This window comes from Pontibacter ummariensis (assembly GCF_900188175.1).
In the GTDB taxonomy this organism is placed as follows: Bacteria; Bacteroidota; Bacteroidia; order Cytophagales; family Hymenobacteraceae; genus Pontibacter; species Pontibacter ummariensis.
Genome location: NZ_FZOQ01000008.1, coordinates 196,201 through 216,051, shown reverse-complemented (window position 1 = coordinate 216,051; position 19,851 = coordinate 196,201). Strand labels below are relative to the sequence as shown.

Genomic DNA, 19,851 nt, shown 5'->3' with positions numbered 1-19,851 from the left:
GTATTACCAGGCCTTGATACCGGCCTTTGTCGCGAGTTGTTCCAGCTATGTTATCTTTATCCTGATCACGCACATCGGGATTGGGCCTACCTGGATTTTCCCGGTATATGCCGCCCCCGAGTTGAATGATTTCTTTTATGCCATGCTGTATGCCCTGGCTGGTACGGCGGCTGGCTGGCTGTTCATCTTTACTGTGCGTCAGTGCCGTAGTTTATTCAAGAAGCTGCGGGTGCCGATTTATGTTAAAATGACCATCGGCGGACTGCTCATTGGCACCATTGCCTTTTATGTGCCGCTTACCCGCTACTTTAGTCATGATGAGCTGAATTTGCTCCTGGCTGAGGAGTACACGCTGGGCTTTCTGGCACTGCTGTTCGTAGCCAAGATCCTGGCCATCGCCTTTACCGTTACCTCAGGCTGGCGGGGAGGGTTTATCATCCCGCTCTTCTTTGTGGGTGCCACGCTGGGCATGCTGCTGCACACGGCCTTTCCGGGCCAGCACCTGGCGCTGATCATGGTCAGTTGCATGGCGGCCATTAATGCCTGCGTGACCAGAACACCCATCAGCACGATTATCCTGCTTTCTACCTTAACAGGCTTTCATCATTTTATCCCGATCCTGTTCGCCAGCCTCACGGGCTTTTTCCTGGCCCCTAAAACGCCCCTGATCAACGCGCAGCTTGCCGTAGAGGAGTAAGAGCGGGGATCGTTGCGACAGGCTTAGACCTGATGGCGTTTTTACCAGCCTTCGGGCTTTCGGGTAGTGGCATTCCGGATTTCGCGGCAATCATCGGGGTACACGTATTCGCCCACGTTCATCTCTTTTATATTCTTCCGGTTTATGATGATCTCTTTCTTGCTAACCGCGGAGGCATCGAAGAAGCCGATGACCTGTTCGTCCTCGTTTTCTACGTTGTAGATGTTTCCTTTTAACTGAGAAGGTGGCGGGTCAAACACGGTACCCGTTCGTTGTTGCTGTTGTTCTACCACCTTAAAGAAGTTATAGGCCTCTTCAGAAATGGCGTGCTGGTAGATGGTGATCTTGTTCTTTGCCTGCAGGTCGCGCTCGAAGGGAACAAAATGTAGCTCCTGGTGTATGGTTTTACGGCCATCGGAAAGCCGGTCATTCTGGACCTTGTATAGTTGTGCGCGCTCATAAATCCAGCAGTGGGCACAGCAGTCTTTCGGGGCGGGACGGGGGCAGCCAATACAGGAGTAGTCTATATAATCCCAGGGTTGTGTGTACACCTCGATCACGCTGGTCACGGACCAGCGGTAGAAGTTTATCAGACCTCCAGGATCTGTATAGTCTACAAAGAACTTGTAGCCAGGCATAAGAGCTTTTTCGCGGGCTCCCCAGATACCTACTTCCACTTCTGCAAACTCCGTATACACCGAGTCGATCGGCACCGGTTCCAGCACCTTCACTTGTTTGGAGGCATAGCTGTTGGGGCCGATTTGCAGGTGGAGTTGGTAGGTGTGCCCTATTTGTGCCCTTGCCTCCGCCTCTGGTTTGTAGAGGCCACTCTGGGTATGATAAAAAGGAATATACTCCCCGGCCTCACTCGTGATGTAGACTGTGGCATTTTCTTCGAACTTATTAAAGGGATAGCGGTAGGGCTGGGAGTAGCTGAGGCGCACGTAGCTGGAGTCGAGGTTCGAAAAGGTTGCCTCCACCACCAGGTGCTCCTGCTGGTCCTCCTGCTCGAACTCTATCGGGTCGACACAGCCAGGCAGTAAGAGCATGAGCAATAGCAAAGTCCAAAGTCTCCTCCACATAAGCACTTAAAATTTAATGTTGTAACTAACCGAGGGAATGGCCACTCCGATCACAGCGAGCCGGTATGCCATGGGGGGCGCCCCAAAATAGTGCTGGAACAGCGTAGAGTAGGCGTTCTTCCGGAAGTAGAGGTTATAAACCGAAATACTCAGGTTCTTCTCCACGCGCTCCGACTTTCGGAACGTGTAGTTAAAGGAGATATCCAGCCGATGGTAGTCTGGCAGGCGCTCCTGGTTACGGCCGTAATAGTTGGCGAAGATATTGCCGTGGTAATTGAACCAGGAGTCCGAACCCGTGATAGGGCGACCAGTGCTATAATTAAAGTTAGAGGAGAAGGTCCACTTAGGGGTCAGGTGATAGTTTGTGAAGATGCTGATGTTAACCGGCTTATCGTAGTTCGAGGGATAGGGAGCCCCGTTGTTAATGGTTTCTTCGGGCGTGTTGCCGGCAATGGTACGGAAAGAGCGGGAGTAGCTCAGGCTAAGCCAACCGGTTAGCCGGCCCTTGCTCTTTTTCAGCAGCCACTCTGATCCGTAGGCCTCGCCTTCGCCGTAGAGCAGGTCTGCTTCCAGGGTCGGGTTGAGCAGGATAACAGCCCCGTCTTTGTAGTCCAGCTGGTTGTACAGCTTCCTGTAATACACTTCCCAGGTAAACTCGTAGCGGCGCTCCGGGTGCATGTAGAAATACCCTACCGTCACCTGGTCGGCCACCTGCGGCTCCATGTACTTGTTAGAGAGCTTCCACACGTCCACGGGGGTAATGGCGGCCGTGTTGGAAATAAGCTGTATGTACTGGCGGGTGCGGCTAAGGCCAAGCTTCAGCGAGCTCTTAGCGTTCAGCGAGTACTTGACAGAGAATCTGGGTTCCAGTCCCTGGTAATGCTGTACTGCTTCTCCGGAGCTATAGCGAAGGGTGTCATAAACGGATGTTTCGCTGCGGGGTACCCCTTCGGCATAGAGGTACACCTCAGCAGGGCCCACTTTCCGGAAGAAGGAGTAGCGTAGCCCTATTGATAGGGAGAGCTTCTCGTTTAAGACAAACGAATCGTTCAAGTATGCCGTGTATTCATAGCCTTTATCGCGATCCTGGGTGCGCCTGTTTAAGCTAGAGGTACCATAAGGGATCAGGTCACCCGGCTGTATATCGTATAGTGCGGCAGAGGTGCCAAACTCCAACTCGTGCTGATCGAGGCCATAGTAGCCCAGGTCTGCTTTTACCTGCGCGTAGTCTATGCCTGATTTCAGCTTAAACTCTTCTCCTGTCGCTATACCCTCCACTGTATTTTGATAGAGGCTCTTCACCAGCGTAAGCGTGCCCGCAAAGTCGTTGTTAAACAGATGGTTCCACTTAAGGGTACCCAGGGTGTTCGTCCAGTGATAGGTGGTGTCGTAGGGGAATTTAAAGCCATCCGCACTGTAGTAGCCCGAGAAGCTGAAGTTGTTTTTCTCGTTTAACTGGTATTTGAACTTCAGGTTGCCATCATAAAAATAGCCTGAACTGTTCCTGATGTTATCACTAGGGAAGAGTTTCAGTACATAATCAGGATATGCCCCACGCAGGGCCACCAGCATGCTTAGTTTGGGAGTTATAGGGCCGTCGGCACTGAGTTTAGCCGTGATGGGAGACAGGCCTACCTGGTAGCGCATTTTTTCAAAGTTGCCATCCTGCATTTTCACGTCCAGGATAGAGGAGATACGGCTGCCGTATTTGGCTGATATCCCGCTGCGGTGCAGCTCATAGCTTTCCAGCACGTCCGGGTTGTAAATAGAAAAGAAGCCAAACAGGTGATTGGCATTAAAAACAGGGGCGTCATCCAGCAAGATGAGGTTCTGGTCGGCACTGCCCCCGCGCACATAAAAGCCTGAGGTCCCCTCGCCGGCGTTCACGACACCAGGCAGCGAGGAGACAGAGCGGATCACGTCAGCCTCCCCTAACAGGGCCGGCATGCGGGCCAACAGCTTCTGATCCACATAAGTGCTGCCCAAGTGGGTTGAGTTCACGTCCATCGTCGGCTGCGTTGTGATCTCTACCTGCTTTAGTTGGAAATTACGTTGCACCAGCTCCAGGTTTACATCCAAATCCTCGTTCAGCACCACCTCATAACTAAAGGGCTCCATGCCCACGTACTGGCAGATGATCTGATAGGTGCCCTCTTCTAGGGTGATGGAGAAACGTCCTTTCTCACCTGTGGCCACTATTTTGTTCCCCGGGTTTATGACCATGTAAGCCTCTTCCAGGCGCTCTCCCCACGCACTGCGTACCGTGCCCGACAGCGTGTATTGCTGCTGTTGCGCTTGCCCCTTGGGCGCTAACACAAACAGGAACAGTAGGAACAGGAAGAGTTTCTGTAGTAGCATTCGACAGGTATTGCCATGCGTTGTTTTACGTTATTTAAAAGATAAGTTTAAACTTTATCTTTATTTAAGACTACTATAAAGCAGGTAAGTGGCATGCAAGGCTCAGCCAGTACACAGGCGGGAGCAAAAACAGAGAGCGGTGAGATGTTTCAGGAGAAAGTCGCTTAGAGGAAGGCAAAGGGTACCGTTTCTAGCCCTTGGTGTCTTCGGCTTATATTCTGGGAGGGAACTGGTTTTGGAAGCTGATCATTTTTGAGGCGGCCTTGCCTGATCAAGGCGGCTTTTCCTATAATTATACCGCAAAAAATAGTATCTTAAGCTATTAGCTATTTTCTTTGTTTTGCACCTTGCCTTGCCTTAGTCTGGCCTGTACATCGTTTGGCGATCGCTGGGCAAAGCATTGTTTCCTAAAATCAAAAACACCTTTCTTTGGAAGAAACACACCATAACCAGAACAACAGCACGGACAGCCAGACCCGCTTAAAAGCTATTATTGATACGGCGATTGATGGCATCATCACCATCGACCGGCATGGGGTTATAGAAACCATGAACCCGGCGGCAGCACGTATTTTTGGCTATGAACCCGAAGAGTGTATTGGCCAGAATGTGAGCATCCTGATGCCCGAGCCTGACCGTAGCCTGCATGACAAGTACATCGAGAACTACCACCGTACCGGGGTAGGGCAGATCATTGGCAAGGGACGCGAAGTGCTGGGCAAAAAGAAAGACGGAACTGTGTTCCCCTTTCGCTTAAGCATTAGTGAGGTGAACTTGCAGGATAAGCAGCTGTTTACAGGCATTGTGCATGACATCACGGAGCTTAAAAAGGCAGAAGCTGCCTTGCGCGAAAGTGAGAGCAAGATCAACTCGATTATCCAGACAGCCGTGGATGGCATCATCACCATCGACAAGCGCGGGATAATGGAGATGGTAAACGCCTCCGCCGCCAGGTTGTTTGGCTATACCGAAGAGGAGCTGCTGGGCAAAAAGATAAACATCCTGATGCCGGAGCCAGACCGCAGCCTGCACGACAACTACATGCACCACTACCACGAAACCGGGGAGAGGCGCATCATCGGCATTGGCAGGGAAGTTTCCGGGTTGAAGAAGGACGGCACTATCTTTCCGCTGTACCTGAGTATCAGCGAGGTGCACCTGGCGGAGCGAACCGTGTATACCGGCTTTATCCATGACATCACGCAGCAGAAGATAAGCGAAGAAAGGCTGCGCCGCTATGCCGCTGAGCTGGAGCGCAGCAACCGGGAGCTGCAGGACTTTGCCTATGTCTCTTCGCACGATTTGCAGGAGCCCCTGCGCAAGATACAGGCCTTTGGGGACCGGGTGAAGACCAAGGAGTACGACAACCTGAGCGAGCAGGGCAAAGATTACGTAGACCGCATGCTCAATGCTGCCGTTCGGATGCAAAACCTGATCAACGACCTGCTCTCCTTTTCGCGGGTAACGACCAAGTCCAAGCCATTTGTGCCTGTAGACCTGGATCACATACTAACCGAAGTGCTGTCGGACCTGGAGGTGACGATCGAGCAAACCGGGGCAGTGATAGAACGCTCGCCATTACCCACTATAGAGGCGGAACCAACCCAGATGCGGCAGCTCTTCCAGAACCTGATCAGCAACGCCATCAAGTTCCGCAAGGATGATGTGAAGCCAATCATTCGTATCTTTGCAAATAAGTTGCAACGCCAGGCCCACATGACCGCCACCCCAGGCGATGAGCTGGTGGAGATCACGGTAGAGGACAACGGCATTGGCTTTGATGAAAAGTACCTGGACCGGATCTTCAACATTTTTCAGCGGTTGGAAGGACAGAAGTATGAAGGCTCCGGGGTCGGACTGGCTATCTGCCGGAAAATTGCGGTGCGGCACGGCGGCGACATTACGGCCAGAAGTCAGCCCGGGGTAGGCACCCGCTTTATCGTGTTACTTGCTATGAAACACATTCAGGAATAAAAATAAACGCATGCAATCAAATAAAAGACCCATAGTGATACTTGTTGCCGACGATGATGCGGAAGACCGCATGCTGGTAAAGGACGCCTTAGACGAAAGCCGCCTGACAAATCAGGTGCAGTTTGTAGAGAACGGGGAGGAGTTGCTCGATTACCTGCACAACCGCAACAGCTATGCAGACAAAGAGAAGTACCCTACCCCCGGCCTTATTTTGCTGGACCTGAACATGCCTAAGAAAGACGGGCGTGAGGCGCTAAAAGAAATTAAATCTGATGAGCACCTGCGGGTTATTCCGGTAGTTGTGCTGACCACGTCCAAAGCCGAAGAGGACATCCTGAAGACCTACGACCTGGGTGTCAGCTCCTTTATTGCGAAGCCGGTGACCTTTGGTGCCCTGGTGGATGTGATGAAAACCCTGAGCAAGTACTGGTTCGAGATAGTAGAACTACCTAAACCCTAACACCGTTAACCAAGCGATTTCCTTCATGCCCGATAAGATAAGAGTACTGTTGATCGACGATGATGAGGATGATTACATCATCACCCGGGATATTATGGATGACATACCCGGCCGAAATTATCTCCTCGACTGGACTTCTTCTTTTACCGAAGCGCTGGAGCAGATTCACCAGCGGAAGCACGATGTGTACCTGGTGGATTTCTTCCTGGGTGCACATGATGGCTTGGAACTGATCACGCGGGCTGTGGGAGAGGGCATCACCGCGCCCTTCATTTTGCTTACAGGGCAGACAGACCGCGAAACAGATGAAAAAGCGATGCGCGCGGGCGCCCTGGACTATCTGGTTAAAGGCACCTTCAATCCCTTTGACCTGGAACGCTCGATCCGTTATAGCATTGAGCATGCCAAGAGCCTGGCGCAGATCCAGCGGCTGAACATGGAGCTGGAGCAGCGGGTAGAGGAGCGCACGCAGGAACTGGCCGATGCCATCCGCAAACTGGAGCAGACAAACAGGAGCCTGTACGAGGCCCAGCAGGAAATTAAGAAGGCCCTCAAAAAGGAAAAAGAGCTGCACGAACTGAAGTCCCGCTTTGTGACCATTGCCTCACACGAGTTCCGGACGCCTTTGAGCACGGTTCTGTCTTCGGCCTCCCTCATTGCCAAGTACAAAAACGCGGACGACGATGACAAACGGCTCAAGCACGTGGACCGGATAAAGTCGGCGGTAAGTAATCTGACCAATATCCTGAACGACTTCCTGTCCATCAGCCGGATGGAGGAAGGCAAGATCTACAATGTGCCTACTACTTTTAACCTGGAGTACTTTGCCAAAGAGGTGAAGGACGAAATGCAGGGTTACCTGAAGCCCGGCCAGCAGATCCGCTATCAGCACACCGGGGAGAAGGAGGTGCACATGGACAAGCAGTTGCTGAAGAACGTGATGATCAACCTGCTGTCGAATGGCAGTAAATACTCCGGCGAGGGCAAAAGCATTTACTTTATGACCGGGATAACACCGGACAACTGCGTGCAGATAACCGTGCAGGATGAGGGCATCGGCATACCCGAGGCAGACAAAGCGCACTTGTTTACCCCGTTTTTCCGCGCCCACAATGTCACGAACATACAGGGAACAGGACTGGGACTGAACATCGTAAAGAAATACGTTGAGATCATGAACGGTAGCCTGGACTATGAGAGCGAGCTGGACAAGGGCACAACATTCACCATTACACTTCCCAAAACAAATAGCCATGAAGAAAATATTACTTATTGAAGACAGCCAGGAAATTCGTGAAAACACAGCGGAGATTCTAACACTTGCCAATTATGAGGTAGTGGAGGCCGAGAACGGGAAGGTAGGGGTTGAACTGGCCAAAAAAGAACAGCCCGACCTGATCATCTGCGATATCATGATGCCGCAGTTGGATGGCTATGGGGTACTGCACATGCTGAGCAAGAATCCGCTCACGTCGGGTATTCCTTTTGTGTTCCTCACGGCAAAGTCAGAGAAAGAGGACTTCCGGAAAGGCATGAACCTGGGGGCCGACGACTACCTGATCAAGCCGTTCGACGATCTGGAACTGCTGGACGTGGTGGAGATGCGCCTGAAAAAGAACGAAATCCTGAAGGCCGACTTCAAGAAGAACGCGGAAGGGCTGGATAACTTTATAGAGGAGGCGAAAGGCTATGAGGACCTGAACAAGCTGATCTCTAATAACCAGAAGGTCACGGTTTTCAAAAAGAAGCAGAACCTGTTTCTGGAAGGCAATCACCCGAATGCCCTGTACTTCCTGAACAAGGGAAAAGTGAAAACTTACAAGTCCAATGAGGATGGCCGGGAGTACATTACCAACCTGTACAAGGACGGTGACTTTATTGGCTACCTGGACCTGCTGGAGGAAACAAGCTACCGCGAATCGGCCATGGCCCTGGAGGAGTCGGAGGTGTATGTTATCTCAAAAGAGGACTTCTTTTCGCTCCTGAACCATAACCGGGATGTGGCCAACAAGTTTATCAAGATCCTGTCCGATAACCTGGCCGACCGGGAAGAACGCCTTTTAAAACTCGCCTATAACTCCGTGCGCAAGCGCGTAGCCGAGGCCCTGATGTTGGTAAAGAAGCAGTACCAGGACGAAGGCAACGAAACGACCCAGATCACTATTTCGCGGGAGGACCTGGCCAGCATCGTAGGTGCCTCTAAAGAGACGGTTATCCGCACCCTGGCAGACTTCAAAGATGAAAAGCTCATCGACAGCCAGGGTAGCAGAATCATGATCCTGAACCCGGACAAACTGGCCCGTATGCGAAACTAAAAAATAAGGCAGGCGCTGTACATCGGAGCCTGCCTTATTTTTTAACCCAGCTATACGTGTCCCTTCATATGATTAATCTTGTGAAAAGCCACGGGATCTTTCATTTCAACTTCTAGGAGAGAGTGTGTTGGGGATGCTGTTTTAAATCTCGCAAGCCTGCAGGCCTTTTTCAGTTCATGCCTCCGGCGTATTCGGGAGGACACCTTGGTAGCTAAGGCCGTCTTTCCTGCGTTAAGATCGCCCTGTCCCTTTCTACTTCCCTGTCCTGGGGACTCCCATAGGCAAGCCCTCCTTTTGTTTTCTTCTGGTATTTTGTGCATTACACCGAGCTGTTAAAGCTTCTCCAAATGCTGATAAGGTTCCTGTAGATCACACAAAATTAGCAGCTTCAGGAGCAGATGGTGATATAAGTCGCAGCAGCAAGTGACAATTATCATATTTATACCTGAGGCTTTTGCGGAAATTTGTACCAGACCTGATATGAAGAAGATGCAAAATCAGTTTAAAGTACTTACACTATCCTATAAAAACGCACCTATTGCTGTTCGTGAGGCCGTTTCCTTAAACGAGATCGGCTGCAGGAACCTGTTGGACAAGATAAAGGAGTTTACCGGAGCGCAGGATGTGCTGGTGCTTTCTACCTGTAACCGTACAGAAGTTTACTACGCCGCTGACAACGATTATTCCCGCGAAATCATCAAGCTGATCGCCCTCGAGAAAGGCTTTATTGCCACGAAAGAGATCACGCCTTACTTTCGGCACATTACCAGCCATCAGGAGGCTGTACAGCATTTGTTTTATGTAGGGCTGGGCCTGGAGTCGCAGGTGGTGGGGGACATGCAGATCCTGAACCAGGTCAAGAAAGCCTACCAGTGGGCAGCGGATGCCGGCATGGCCGGCCCTTTTTTGCACCGCTTAATGCATACCATTTTTGCCACGAACAAGCAGGTGGTAAACCAGACCGCTTTCCGCGACGGGGCAGCCTCGGTGTCTTATGCCACGGTGGAGCTGGTGGAGGAGTTAACCGCTAACATGGAGAATCCGCGCGTCTTGATGATCGGGGTAGGAGAGATTGGAGCGAACGTGTGCGATAACTTCCAGAAGTCAGCGGTAAACAACATCATCATTGCAAACCGTACGCACCACAAAGCTCTGGAGCTGGCGCAGAAAACAGGGGCAAGGGCCGTGTATTGGGAGAACGTGTGGCAAGAGATACAGGCAGCTGATGTCGTGATCTCCTCTGTGCCTGGCGACTGTTTTTTCATTGCCAGAGAAACCGTTGAAAAGCAGGGCGTACGCAGCCCCAAGTTCTTCATCGACCTCTCGATGCCACGCAGCGTAGATGCTGCCCTGGAATCCCTTGCCGGTGTTTGCGTGTACAACATCGACAGTATCCGGAACAGGGCTACCTCTGCCCTGGAAAAGCGCATTGCGGCCATCCCCGAAGTAAAAGGTCTTGTGGCAGAGGCCCTCGTGGAGTTTAGCGCCTGGACACGCGAAATGGCGATGTCGCCGGCCCTGCAGCAGTTCAAACAGCGCCTGGAGCAGATCCGGCAGCAGGAAGTAGCCCGCTACCTGAAGAACCTGGGGGCAGAAGAGCAGCAATTGGTGGAGGTCCTCACCAAGAACATTCTGAACAAGATCGTGAAGATGCCGGCCCTGGAGCTAAAGGCGGCCTGCCAGCGAGGCGAATCAGAAGCCTTACTGCAAGGCCTGAGCGCCCTGTTTAGCCTGGAGAAGCAGGAAGCCTAGCATGTTCCCTCATAAAAGAAAAGCATCAAACAAAAAGCTTTTACCTGGAGCCCCGCAAGTATAGCACTTGCGGGGCTCTTGCTTTTCGTTCGCATCTATGTTGTTATGACCTATACCTCTTTATCACCCTACACTAGCGGAGAAGACTGCATTTTATAAAGCTATAAGTGCCTCCTTGTATTTTTCCTGGGAAACTGCGGGCTACTGCATCAGCACCTTCTGTTAGGCCGTAAGCAGTGGGGCAGGCATGGCGAAAAGGTGGGCTTCGTGCTGTCGTTTGTCAACATGTCTGAGTGTCGCGCTAAGAAATTATGTTCCGGCTTCTTTTACTGCGCCTGCCTTTAAGCTTCATTTATATATGCACGTTTTTGACTTACACTGTCATACCTCTTTAAAACCTATGTTCCAACTGCCTGGCGAGGGTAGGATCAGTTGCTGGGATAAAGTTGCTGTAAAAGTGGATGATGTACTGGGGAACGAGGTAGACTCCAAAAGCAGCCTCTGCCAACTGGCGGAAGGAGGGAGTAATTTGGTTTGTGCCACCTTGCATCCCCTGGAAATGGCTATTGCCCAAAGGAACCTGTTATACGAGGCTTCTCCGCTGTTAGGCAAATACCTGCAGGTGGGGCAACTGAAACGCATCGCCTCTGGCGAGACGCCCTATTACGAACTGTTACAACAGGAGTATCAGAACCTCTTGCGTGTGCAGCAAAACCCTGACCCTGCTACGGGCGGAGTCAAAAGAATTAAGGTGCTCAGGAGCTTTCAGGATTACAATGCGGACGACACAGAAACGCTCCACCTGATCTTTAACGTGGAAGGGGGGCACGCGTTTTACTATGGAAAAAACGAGCACGAGGATACCAGCCGTATTTTAGCCAACTTAGAGGGGTTTGTGCGTCATCCGGACATGCCCCGCCTGCTGTACCTCACCATCACCCACTTAAGTCAGAACGTCTTCTGCAACCATGCCTTCGGCATCAAGCTCTTCGGGAAAAGTGAGTTCATCCCCAGAGGCAACGGATTGGAGGAGTCCGGGAAAGAGCTGATTCTAAAATGCTATACCGGTTTACCTTACCAGGTGCTGGTGGATATAAAGCACATGAGCCTGAAGGCGAGAAAGATGCTGTACGACCTACGAAAGGAGCAGGGCTGGGAAGGTATCCCGTTGATTGCCTCCCATATTGGGGTAACAGGCTTCTCCTATCAGAACATGCCGATCCGGAAGCTGAAGGAGCATGAAGGCGAGGGCTGTGTGAAGGTTGTGTACGATAAACCCGAAGGCTACCTGCCCGATACCCTGTTCAACCCCACTTCCATCAATTTGTATGACGAAGACATTATGCAGGTGCTGTTATCCTGCGGTTTGCTGGGCATCTCCTTTGATGAGCGCATCCTGGGGGCAGAGGTGAAGCTGCACGTGGGTCAGAAGACTTTCCAGAAGGAGTTTGTCTCTACGGCAGAGCGGGAGTTGTTCCATACTGCAGGCTATGAAGCGGCGGAGGATGACAATGACGAAGAAGAGGCACAGGAGAGTAACAGCGGCATAAGAGTTCCCTTCAGTTTAAATACGCACGAGTTGGAAGAGCTGCACATGCGGCACATGGTCAATAACATCTTCCATATTGTGAAGGTCGGGCAGCAGTTGGATGGGGTAAACCCTTGGAAGCACATTTGCGTCGGCACCGATTACGACGGCTTTATTCATGCCGTGAAGTTCTGCCCGAACGCCAGCCATTTCAAAGATTTACCCGAAAAACTCAAGGGGGCCTTTGAGAAGTATGCCCCGGAGGCAGGCATTGACATGCGTGATGCAGACGAGGTGGTACAGAACTTTTTATTCCGGAATGCGCATGATTTCCTGGCGCGTCATTTTGCATAAGCCACTACAGCGTACTAATTCGTTTAAAAGGAAAACCAGTGCTAAGTATAAATCCGTACGGGAGTTTGTTTAACTTTGGCTAATATGGTGCAAACGCCCTTCCTGCTTTCGGGCAGTGTTTCTTGTCGCGCCTTTCTTTTACGAGCGAGGGGCCGCACGTCTAACCCCGACATCCTGATCTTATGCCTAATTACCTAGAAGCCGCCAGGCAAGTATACGACGAAGCTGCCGCAAACCCGCAGCAGGGCCTCTGCTGTACCACTACCCCTGTATGGCAACTCCCGGAGTTAAAGGTGCCTTCCAAAATGCTGGAAATGAACTACGGTTGTGGGTCTACGGTAAACCCGCGCGACCTGAGCAATAACCCTACGGTACTGTACGTGGGCGTAGGGGGTGGTATGGAGCTGTTGCAGTTCTCCTACTTCTGCCGCAGACCGGGAGCTGTTATTGGCGTGGACCCGGTAGCACGCATGCTGGCTGTTTGTGCCGAGAACCTGCAGGAGGCGGAGAGGCAGAACCAGTGGTTTAGCAGCGACTTTGTGACCCTGAAAGAAGGGGATGCCCTGAGCCTGCCTGTAGCGGATGCAAGCATCGACGTGGCCGCTCAGAATTGCCTGTTCAATATTTTTAAGGCGGAGGAACTGAAAATAGCCCTCTCCGAAATGTACAGAGTGTTAAAACCACACGGACGATTGGTACTGTCAGACCCTGTTAGTGATAGCTTTATGCCGGAAAGCCTGCAGCAGGACGACCGGCTTCGGGCCCTGTGCCTGAGCGGTGCCATGCCCCTGCAGCAGTACATTGATTTTATGACCAGCGTTGGCTTCGGAACCGTGGAGGTACGGGCCAAGCGTCCTTACCGCGTGCTGGCCCCGGGGCAGTACGATACAGAGGAACTGGTATTTATCGAAAGCGTCGAGATCTGCGCCATCAAAGACCCTATGCCCGAAGATGGCCCCTGTGTTTTTACCGGAAAGCATGCCATTTACTACGGCACAGAGAACTTCTTTGACGATGGCAAAGGGCACACCCTGCTACATAATCAACCGCTTGCCGTATGCGATAAAACAGCCGGAGCACTGCAGGCTTTAGGGCGTAACGACATCTATGTGACAGAGTCGACTTACTTTTACGATGGGGGCGGTTGCTGTTAACTGCTTCTACTGAATGGTATAAGCTTATAAAAAGGCAGCAGGGAAAGGACAGAAGAGATAATCCTTTTTAAGGTATTATAACATGGTGGTATATCAGAAGGCGGGTTGCCTGTTTCTGTCATTACTTATCACAAAACGAAATACATAGCATTCCTTAGCAAATGGGGCAAGCAAACAGTGACACCATCTACCAAAAAGACACGCCGGGTTTCCTGAAAGGAGGGGGCGAAATGGGAGCGCTTATGCGGGCCTATAACTGGGCTGCTCACCCCCTGGGGGAGCCAGCGCAGTGGCCGGAAAGCCTGAAAACCAGCGTTCGGCTGCTACTGAATTCCGGCTTCCCCATGTTCATCTGGTGGTCGAAAGACTTTTACATGTTCCACAACGATGCCTACCTGCCCGCCCTGGGCAAGAAGCACCCCGAAGCGCTGGGTACCAGTGCCCGGGTGATGTGGTCTGAGATATGGGAGCAGATAGGCCAGGTAGCCGAAGGCATCATGACGCATGAAGAACAGTTCTATGCTGAGAACATGTTTATTTTGCTGGACCGCAAAGGCTTTCTGGAGGAAACCTATTGGACCTTTTCCTATAGCCCGGTTTTTAATGATGCAGGAGAGGTGGCAGGAGTATTTTGTGCCTGCACAGAAGTAACAGATACCATTTTGGGGCAGCGCAGGCTCAAGACCTTGAAGGAAGTGTCTGAAGCCTCCACACAAACGCTGACCCTGGAGCAGGTTTGCCAGTCTGTTTGCGATATTCTGCACGACAACAAAAATGATGTTCCCTTCAGCATGGTGTACCTGTTAAACGGAACAGGCACAGCGGCAAGGCTTTTAGGGAAAGGCGGCGGCTTATCCGAAAACGTTTTTCCGGAACAGGTTATACTGGAGAAAGCAGGTCCCGACTGCCCTTTTTTACAGGTGCAGAAGACAAAAAAGCAGGTTATCATCGATTTGCCTGTCGCTGGTGAAAAAGCCTCCGCAGAACCCGGCCTGGGCTTGCAGCCGATACACCGGGCTGCTGTTTTGCCAATTTTCAGGACAGGACAAAACCGGCTTATTGGTTTTTTTATTGCAGGGCTTAGCCCCAGGTTGGAATATGACCAGAATTACCAGAACCTGCACCATTTACTAGCGGGGCAAATGGCCACGACCATCACCAGTGTACGGACACGGGAGGAAATGGCGCGCCAACGGGAGTACCTGAATGATATTTTTCAGCAGGCCCCTGTCGGGATCACTATCCTCAGAGGGCCGCAGTTCATCGTTGACCTGGCAAACCCGGGCATATGCGAAATCTGGGGCAGAAAGCCAGCCGACGTCTTGGGAAAACCCGTCTTAGAGGCTATACCGGAGGCCCTGGACCAGGGCATAAAGGAGTTGCTCGAAGGGGTGCTGAACACCGGCGTGCCCTTTGTTGCCAATGAACACCACCTGATGCTGGAGCGAAACGGCAAGATGGAGGACGTTTACGTCAACTTCGTGTACCACCCCATGCGGGATGCGCAAGGCTTTATAACAGGAGTAATTGCCGTCGCCATAGAAATAAACGAGCAGGTGGAGGCCCGCCACGAGATAGAAGCCATAAACAAGGAACTCTTAGCCACAAATGCCGACCTGGATAATTTTGTTTACTCGGCCTCGCATGACTTAAAAGCCCCCATCTCTAACATAGAAGGGCTGCTAGAGGTGCTGGTGGATTATTTGCCCGCTGAAACGATGGAGATGGATGTTGTCCAACAACTGATCCACCACATACGGGCTTCTATTGAACGCTTTAAAAAAGCAGTGGCCGACTTATCGGAGGTGGCTAAAATACAGCGGGAATCCGGAGAAGATATTACCGCTGTGAATCTGGTGGACGTGGTGGCCGAAGTAGAACTGGACTTCGAAAAAGTTATTCGGGAAACGGGAGCCCGTATCCACCGCCAGTTTTCCCCGCATTCCACAATCCATTTCTCGTCAAAGAATGCGCGGAGTGTGGTGTATAACCTGCTGAGCAATGCCCTCAAGTACCGCGCTCCCAACCGCCTGCCCGAGATACATATTACAACGGAAAAAAGGCCTGGTTACTTAGTCTTAGCAGTTGCTGATAACGGTTTGGGCATAGACCTGTCAGAAGAAAGAAAGATGTTCTCGATGTTTAAGCGCCTGCACGACCATGTGGAAGGCTCGGGGGTGGGTTTGTACATCGTGAAAAGGATCGTGGAGAATGCAGGTGGCAGGATAGAAGTGGAAAGTCAGGTAGGGAAAGGAAGCACCTTCCGGATCTTTTTCAAGCAGAAGCATACGCAAAGCCAACAGGCAGCCACAGCATAGCCTGTACGCACGAGGGAGGGAATCTCAGGACAGAAATTAATCTCCCTTCAGGTGTTCACGTAGTCATTAGTAACCAAGATGTGAAACTAAAAGAGAACTGACTATGAAAAGGAATGAACACAGTGTTGTAAAGTGGCTGCGAAACGGGTTTTGCCTTATGCTCGCGGCGGGGATGGTAGCCTGTGCCACCGAAACAGCAGAAACAACCGTGGGCGAAGAGGTAGTGGACACAGACGTAACAGAGGTGGGAGCAGACACCTGGGACGCGAATGAGTTTAACACCACTTTTGCCGCGACCGGCGACTACGGCGTCTGGGATGAGAACGACGACGGTAACCTGGATGAGTACGAGTACAACGGTGGCTTTTTCGATATCTGGGACGTGAACGATGACAATTTACTGGATGAGATGGAGTGGAACACCGCTAGTAAAGACTATGGTCTGCTGGACGAGAACTGGGCTGACTGGGACACCAGCGCCGATGGGACCCTGGATGAGAATGAGTTTAACGCTAGCTTTGCCAACAGCAACTACTACAACGAGTGGGACGTGGACGGTGACAAGCTGATCAATGACCGGGAGTTTAGTGATGGCGTGTTTAATGTGTGGGACGACAACCGGGATGGTGTGCTGGACGACAGGGAATACGGAGCTTACAACACTTATTTTGGACGTTAAACAGACCTAAACCTTATACTAAAAGAGCACCTTACAAAGGTGCTCTTTTAGTATAAGGTTTAGTCAAATAAGTATGCGTTTCTTCCAGCTTTTATCTTGATAGTGCTGCTGCTTACTGAAGTACCTGTGTTTTTTGTTTCCCCTGTTCTAACAGGGATAACAGGTATGATACGTTATCCTGATAGTATTTTTTAGGCGAGGCGATAGAGGAAAGAGTAAGCCACTTTGATAAAGAACCTTCTGGCGCGCGATTTATCCTGTTAGTGCGTATCTTTATCCGTACCCCAAAACACCTGCTATGGACGATTTATTTGCAGCCCGCTCCCAAATGGCACTTTCCCTGGGTTTTCACATCATCTATGCCTGTATCGGCATGGTCATGCCTTTTTTTATGGCAGTGGCGCACTACCGCTGGCTCAGGACAAATGATCCCGTTTACAAGAACCTCACCAAGGCATGGAGCAGGGGAGTGGCTATTTTCTTTGCTACGGGCGCTGTATCCGGTACAGTACTTTCCTTCGAGCTAGGCCTGCTCTGGCCGGAGTTTATGGCCCATGCCGGCCCTATTTTTGGCATGCCTTTCTCGCTCGAAGGAACGGCTTTCTTTATAGAAGCAATCGCACTCGGCTTCTTTCTGTACGGCTGGGATCGCTTTAACCGATGGTTCCACTGGTTTACCGGGGTAGTGGTTGGGGTAAGCGGCCTGGCATCCGGTATTCTGGTGGTGTCTGCCAATGCCTGGATGAACAGCCCTGCCGGTTTCGATATAGTGGACGGAGCCTATGTGAACATAGACCCTATCGCGGCCATGTTCAACGATGCCTGGTTTACGCAGGCGCTGCATATGACCATTGCTGCCTTTGCAGCCACCGGCTTTGCCGTGGCAGGTGTGCATGCCTATATGATCCTGAAAAGGCAGAACGTTGCCTTCCATGCCAGGGCCTTTAAAATTGCTGCCATCTTCGGGGCTGTGGCTGCCCTGCTGCAACCCCTGAGCGGAGACCTTTCTGCCAAAGACGTGGCAGAAAGGCAGCCAGCAAAATTAGCAGCCATGGAGGCTCACTTCCACACACAGGAGGCCGCACCTCTCATCATAGGCGGCATACCGGACGAGGAAAATAAAAAAGTGGACTACGCCCTGGAGATTCCGGGTATGCTCAGCTTTTTGGTGCACGGGAACTTTACGGGTTTGGTAGAAGGATTAGATAAGATACCCCCGGCCTACCTGCCGCCTGTCACCGTAACGCATTTTGCCTTCCAGATCATGGTGGGCATCGGTATGTTCCTGGTGCTGGTATCGCTGCTGTACTTTGGCACTTTATGGCGCAAGCAGCCCTGGTTAACAAAGCGCTGGTTCCTCTGGCTCTTTGTGCTGGCAAGCCCGCTGGGTTTTCTGGCCGTGGAAGCCGGTTGGGTGGTAACGGAAGTGGGCCGGCAGCCCTGGATCATCTATGGGGTCATGCTAACAGCCGATGCGGTGACGCCCATGCCCGGCATTGCGTACTCCTTTTATTTGTTTACCGCCATTTATGTATCGCTGAGCCTGGTGGTCATTTTTCTCCTGTACCGCCAGATCAAAATGGTGCCGGTCCTGTATGATACAAACGAAAAACCCCTAGCACGCTAAGCCAAGGTATGGAATACGTAGTCATCACTTTTCTTTGTTTGTCCATTCTGCTGTACCTGCTTTTAGGCGGTGCCGATTTTGGGGCGGGCATTGTGGAACTCTTTACTTCTCATAAAAACAGGAGCCGCACCCGCGAAACCATGCACCACACGATCGGCCCGGTGTGGGAGGCAAATCACATGTGGCTGATCATTGCCGTTGTAATTCTTTTTGTAGGGTTTCCAGCGATATACAGTGTGATGTCGGTATACCTGCACATTCCACTGGTGATCATGCTGCTGGGGATTATCGCCCGTGGTACGGCCTTCGTGTTTCGGCATTACGACGCAGTGGTAGATGAGATGCAGGTGGTGTACAACCGCATTTTTGCTTACTCCAGCGTGGTTACCCCTTTGTTTTTAGGAATTATTGCTGGCAGTGTTATAGCCGGGAAAATAGATCCGCAGGCAGACAGTTTTCTGGAGGCTTATGTGTTTAGCTGGTTGCACCTGTTCTCGGTTGCCGTAGGCTTGTTTACCGTGGCCCTCTGTGGTTTTCTGGCGTCGGTATACTTAATCGGGGAGGCCGAAGAACAGCAAGACAGGCGCCGCTTCACAAACAAGGCAAGAGGCATGAACATGGCCGCCGTTACCTGTGGGGCGCTGGTCTTTATTGCCGCCGCCGTGGAGGGAGTACCCCTGGTGCGATGGGTTTTTGGAAATGCCGTTAGCCTGACTGCGGTTATAGCGGCTACCTTGTCACTTATATTGCTGTGGTTCTGGCTGTCGCAAGGCAAAACGAAGAAGATACGGGTACTGGCCGGTTTTCAGGTGACTATGATCCTGTTAGCGGTGGGCTATGCCCATTTCCCTGACTTTATCATCCTGCGGGGTGCTTCTAACCTTTCTTTGTTGGAAAACCAGGCTCCGCCCAGTACCATGGCTGCGCTTGGCTGGGCCCTTTTGTTGGGTAGTGTGCTGATCCTGCCGTTCTTGTTTTACCTGTTTTATGGATTTCAGAAGAAAGCTCCGGGTTATTTGCATTAAAGGGACGGTGACTGCTGCAAGTTGAGCATTAGGGTAGCTTTGGGGTTGGAAAGAACCGCACGGCGGTAGAGGAAGGGGAAAAACGAAAGGCAGTCTACACCTTGTCCCCTTTATCCCTTTCTGAGTTTTCTATATCGCGCTCGATTTCTTTCGTCGCGTCTTTAAACTCCCGGATGCCGCGCCCCAGGCCTCTTGCCAGTTCCGGAATGCTCTTAGCCCCGAAGAGTAGCAGGATAGCAACAATAACCAGAAAGATCTCTCCTCCTCCCAGTCCTAAAAATGCAAATACTGTGTTTATGTCCATCGTCGTCATTTATAAGCTGTATAATAATGAGCCGCCCTTTATGTTCTAATCGTGGGCGGTAAGTTAACCCAGTGGCAAACGCCAGGTTTTGCTGGAGTGGCTCTTTATATAAGGGCTGTGCCTAGGTCCTTCACCTTATTGTACGGAAAACAGAGGGTGTACCGATATCTTTCATTTAAATGACGGGGATGCCCTACGTCTCCTGCCTAGGGCACTTCCTGTGT

At 51.5% G+C, this 19,851-nt stretch carries 15 protein-coding genes; 12 read left to right on the top strand and 3 right to left on the bottom strand.

From position 1 onward, the window contains the following. Positions 1–697: chloride channel protein (locus tag CHB92_RS10990; protein ID WP_144266302.1), on the top strand; the 697-nt coding region annotated here is incomplete at its 5' end. A gap of 41 nt (positions 698–738) precedes the next feature. On the opposite strand, the gene CHB92_RS10985 is transcribed toward CHB92_RS10990, so the two are convergent. Beyond that, positions 739–1,746, bottom strand: coding sequence for a DUF4249 domain-containing protein (locus tag CHB92_RS10985; protein ID WP_179223014.1), 1,008 nt, complete (start codon positions 1,744–1,746; stop codon positions 739–741). A 39-nt stretch (positions 1,747–1,785) separates the two neighbouring features. After that, positions 1,786–4,137 carry a TonB-dependent receptor gene (locus CHB92_RS10980; protein WP_089319249.1) on the bottom strand — a complete coding sequence of 784 codons (2,352 nt, stop codon included), beginning with the start codon at positions 4,135–4,137 and terminating at the stop codon, positions 1,786–1,788. A 429-nt stretch (positions 4,138–4,566) separates the two neighbouring features. On the opposite strand from CHB92_RS10980, the gene CHB92_RS10975 reads away from it, so the two are divergent. The 11 genes from CHB92_RS10975 to CHB92_RS10920 all read left to right on the top strand — a co-directional run bounded on the left by CHB92_RS10975 (position 4,567) and on the right by CHB92_RS10920 (position 19,323). Beyond that, positions 4,567–6,111 (top strand): PAS domain-containing sensor histidine kinase, encoded by a 1,545-nt coding sequence (locus tag CHB92_RS10975; protein WP_089319248.1) that lies wholly within the window; start codon positions 4,567–4,569, stop codon positions 6,109–6,111. Positions 6,112–6,121: 10 nt separating this feature from the next. Further along, a complete protein-coding gene (locus tag CHB92_RS10970; RefSeq protein WP_089319247.1) occupies positions 6,122–6,571 on the top strand; it encodes a response regulator in 450 nt (149 codons plus the stop codon). A 25-nt stretch (positions 6,572–6,596) separates the two neighbouring features. After that, positions 6,597–7,847 (top strand): hybrid sensor histidine kinase/response regulator, encoded by a 1,251-nt coding sequence (locus CHB92_RS10965; RefSeq protein ID WP_089319246.1) that lies wholly within the window; start codon positions 6,597–6,599, stop codon positions 7,845–7,847. Beyond that, positions 7,825–8,886 carry a response regulator gene (locus CHB92_RS10960; protein WP_089319245.1) on the top strand — a complete coding sequence of 354 codons (1,062 nt, stop codon included), beginning with the start codon at positions 7,825–7,827 and terminating at the stop codon, positions 8,884–8,886. Before CHB92_RS10965 ends, CHB92_RS10960 begins: the two co-directional genes overlap by 23 nt. A 489-nt stretch (positions 8,887–9,375) precedes the next feature. Continuing rightward, entirely contained in the window at positions 9,376–10,638 is a 1,263-nt protein-coding gene (gene hemA / locus CHB92_RS10950) for a glutamyl-tRNA reductase (RefSeq protein ID WP_089319263.1), read from the top strand. A gap of 400 nt (positions 10,639–11,038) precedes the next feature. Then, a complete protein-coding gene (locus CHB92_RS10945) occupies positions 11,039–12,520 on the top strand; it encodes an amidohydrolase family protein (protein ID WP_089319243.1) in 1,482 nt (493 codons plus the stop codon). Between the two features lie 182 nt (positions 12,521–12,702). Beyond that, positions 12,703–13,674, top strand: coding sequence for an arsenosugar biosynthesis arsenite methyltransferase ArsM (gene arsM, locus CHB92_RS10940; RefSeq protein ID WP_089319242.1), 972 nt, complete (start codon positions 12,703–12,705; stop codon positions 13,672–13,674). Positions 13,675–13,835: 161 nt separating this feature from the next. Further along, positions 13,836–15,992: an ATP-binding protein gene (locus tag CHB92_RS10935; RefSeq protein ID WP_245842483.1), complete on the top strand. Its 2,157-nt coding sequence runs from the start codon at positions 13,836–13,838 to the stop codon at positions 15,990–15,992. A gap of 103 nt (positions 15,993–16,095) precedes the next feature. After that, positions 16,096–16,671, top strand: coding sequence for a hypothetical protein (locus tag CHB92_RS10930; RefSeq protein ID WP_089319241.1), 576 nt, complete (start codon positions 16,096–16,098; stop codon positions 16,669–16,671). Positions 16,672–16,969: 298 nt separating this feature from the next. Further along, entirely contained in the window at positions 16,970–18,298 is a 1,329-nt protein-coding gene (locus CHB92_RS10925) for a cytochrome ubiquinol oxidase subunit I (protein ID WP_089319240.1), read from the top strand. A gap of 8 nt (positions 18,299–18,306) precedes the next feature. Continuing rightward, positions 18,307–19,323 carry a cytochrome d ubiquinol oxidase subunit II gene (locus tag CHB92_RS10920; protein WP_089319239.1) on the top strand — a complete coding sequence of 339 codons (1,017 nt, stop codon included), beginning with the start codon at positions 18,307–18,309 and terminating at the stop codon, positions 19,321–19,323. Between the two features lie 94 nt (positions 19,324–19,417). Here CHB92_RS10920 and CHB92_RS10915 read toward each other — a convergent pair whose 3' ends face one another. Next, positions 19,418–19,627: a Sec-independent protein translocase subunit TatA/TatB gene (locus tag CHB92_RS10915; protein WP_089319261.1), complete on the bottom strand. Its 210-nt coding sequence runs from the start codon at positions 19,625–19,627 to the stop codon at positions 19,418–19,420. Positions 19,628–19,851: the final 224 nt, after the last annotated feature.

Coding starts and splice junctions, on each gene's coding strand:
- CHB92_RS10985 (WP_179223014.1), bottom strand. CDS start 1,746: ATGCTCTTACTGCCTGGCTGTGTCGACCCGATAGAGTTCGAGCAGGAG.
- CHB92_RS10980 (WP_089319249.1), bottom strand. CDS start 4,137: ATGCTACTACAGAAACTCTTCCTGTTCCTACTGTTCCTGTTTGTGTTA.
- CHB92_RS10970 (WP_089319247.1), top strand. CDS start 6,122: ATGCAATCAAATAAAAGACCCATAGTGATACTTGTTGCCGACGATGAT.
- CHB92_RS10965 (WP_089319246.1), top strand. CDS start 6,597: ATGCCCGATAAGATAAGAGTACTGTTGATCGACGATGATGAGGATGAT.
- CHB92_RS10960 (WP_089319245.1), top strand. CDS start 7,825: ATGAAGAAAATATTACTTATTGAAGACAGCCAGGAAATTCGTGAAAAC.
- hemA (WP_089319263.1), top strand. CDS start 9,376: ATGCAAAATCAGTTTAAAGTACTTACACTATCCTATAAAAACGCACCT.
- CHB92_RS10945 (WP_089319243.1), top strand. CDS start 11,039: ATGTTCCAACTGCCTGGCGAGGGTAGGATCAGTTGCTGGGATAAAGTT.
- arsM (WP_089319242.1), top strand. CDS start 12,703: ATGCCTAATTACCTAGAAGCCGCCAGGCAAGTATACGACGAAGCTGCC.
- CHB92_RS10935 (WP_245842483.1), top strand. CDS start 13,836: ATGGGGCAAGCAAACAGTGACACCATCTACCAAAAAGACACGCCGGGT.
- CHB92_RS10930 (WP_089319241.1), top strand. CDS start 16,096: ATGAAAAGGAATGAACACAGTGTTGTAAAGTGGCTGCGAAACGGGTTT.
- CHB92_RS10925 (WP_089319240.1), top strand. CDS start 16,970: ATGGACGATTTATTTGCAGCCCGCTCCCAAATGGCACTTTCCCTGGGT.
- CHB92_RS10920 (WP_089319239.1), top strand. CDS start 18,307: ATGGAATACGTAGTCATCACTTTTCTTTGTTTGTCCATTCTGCTGTAC.
- CHB92_RS10915 (WP_089319261.1), bottom strand. CDS start 19,627: ATGGACATAAACACAGTATTTGCATTTTTAGGACTGGGAGGAGGAGAG.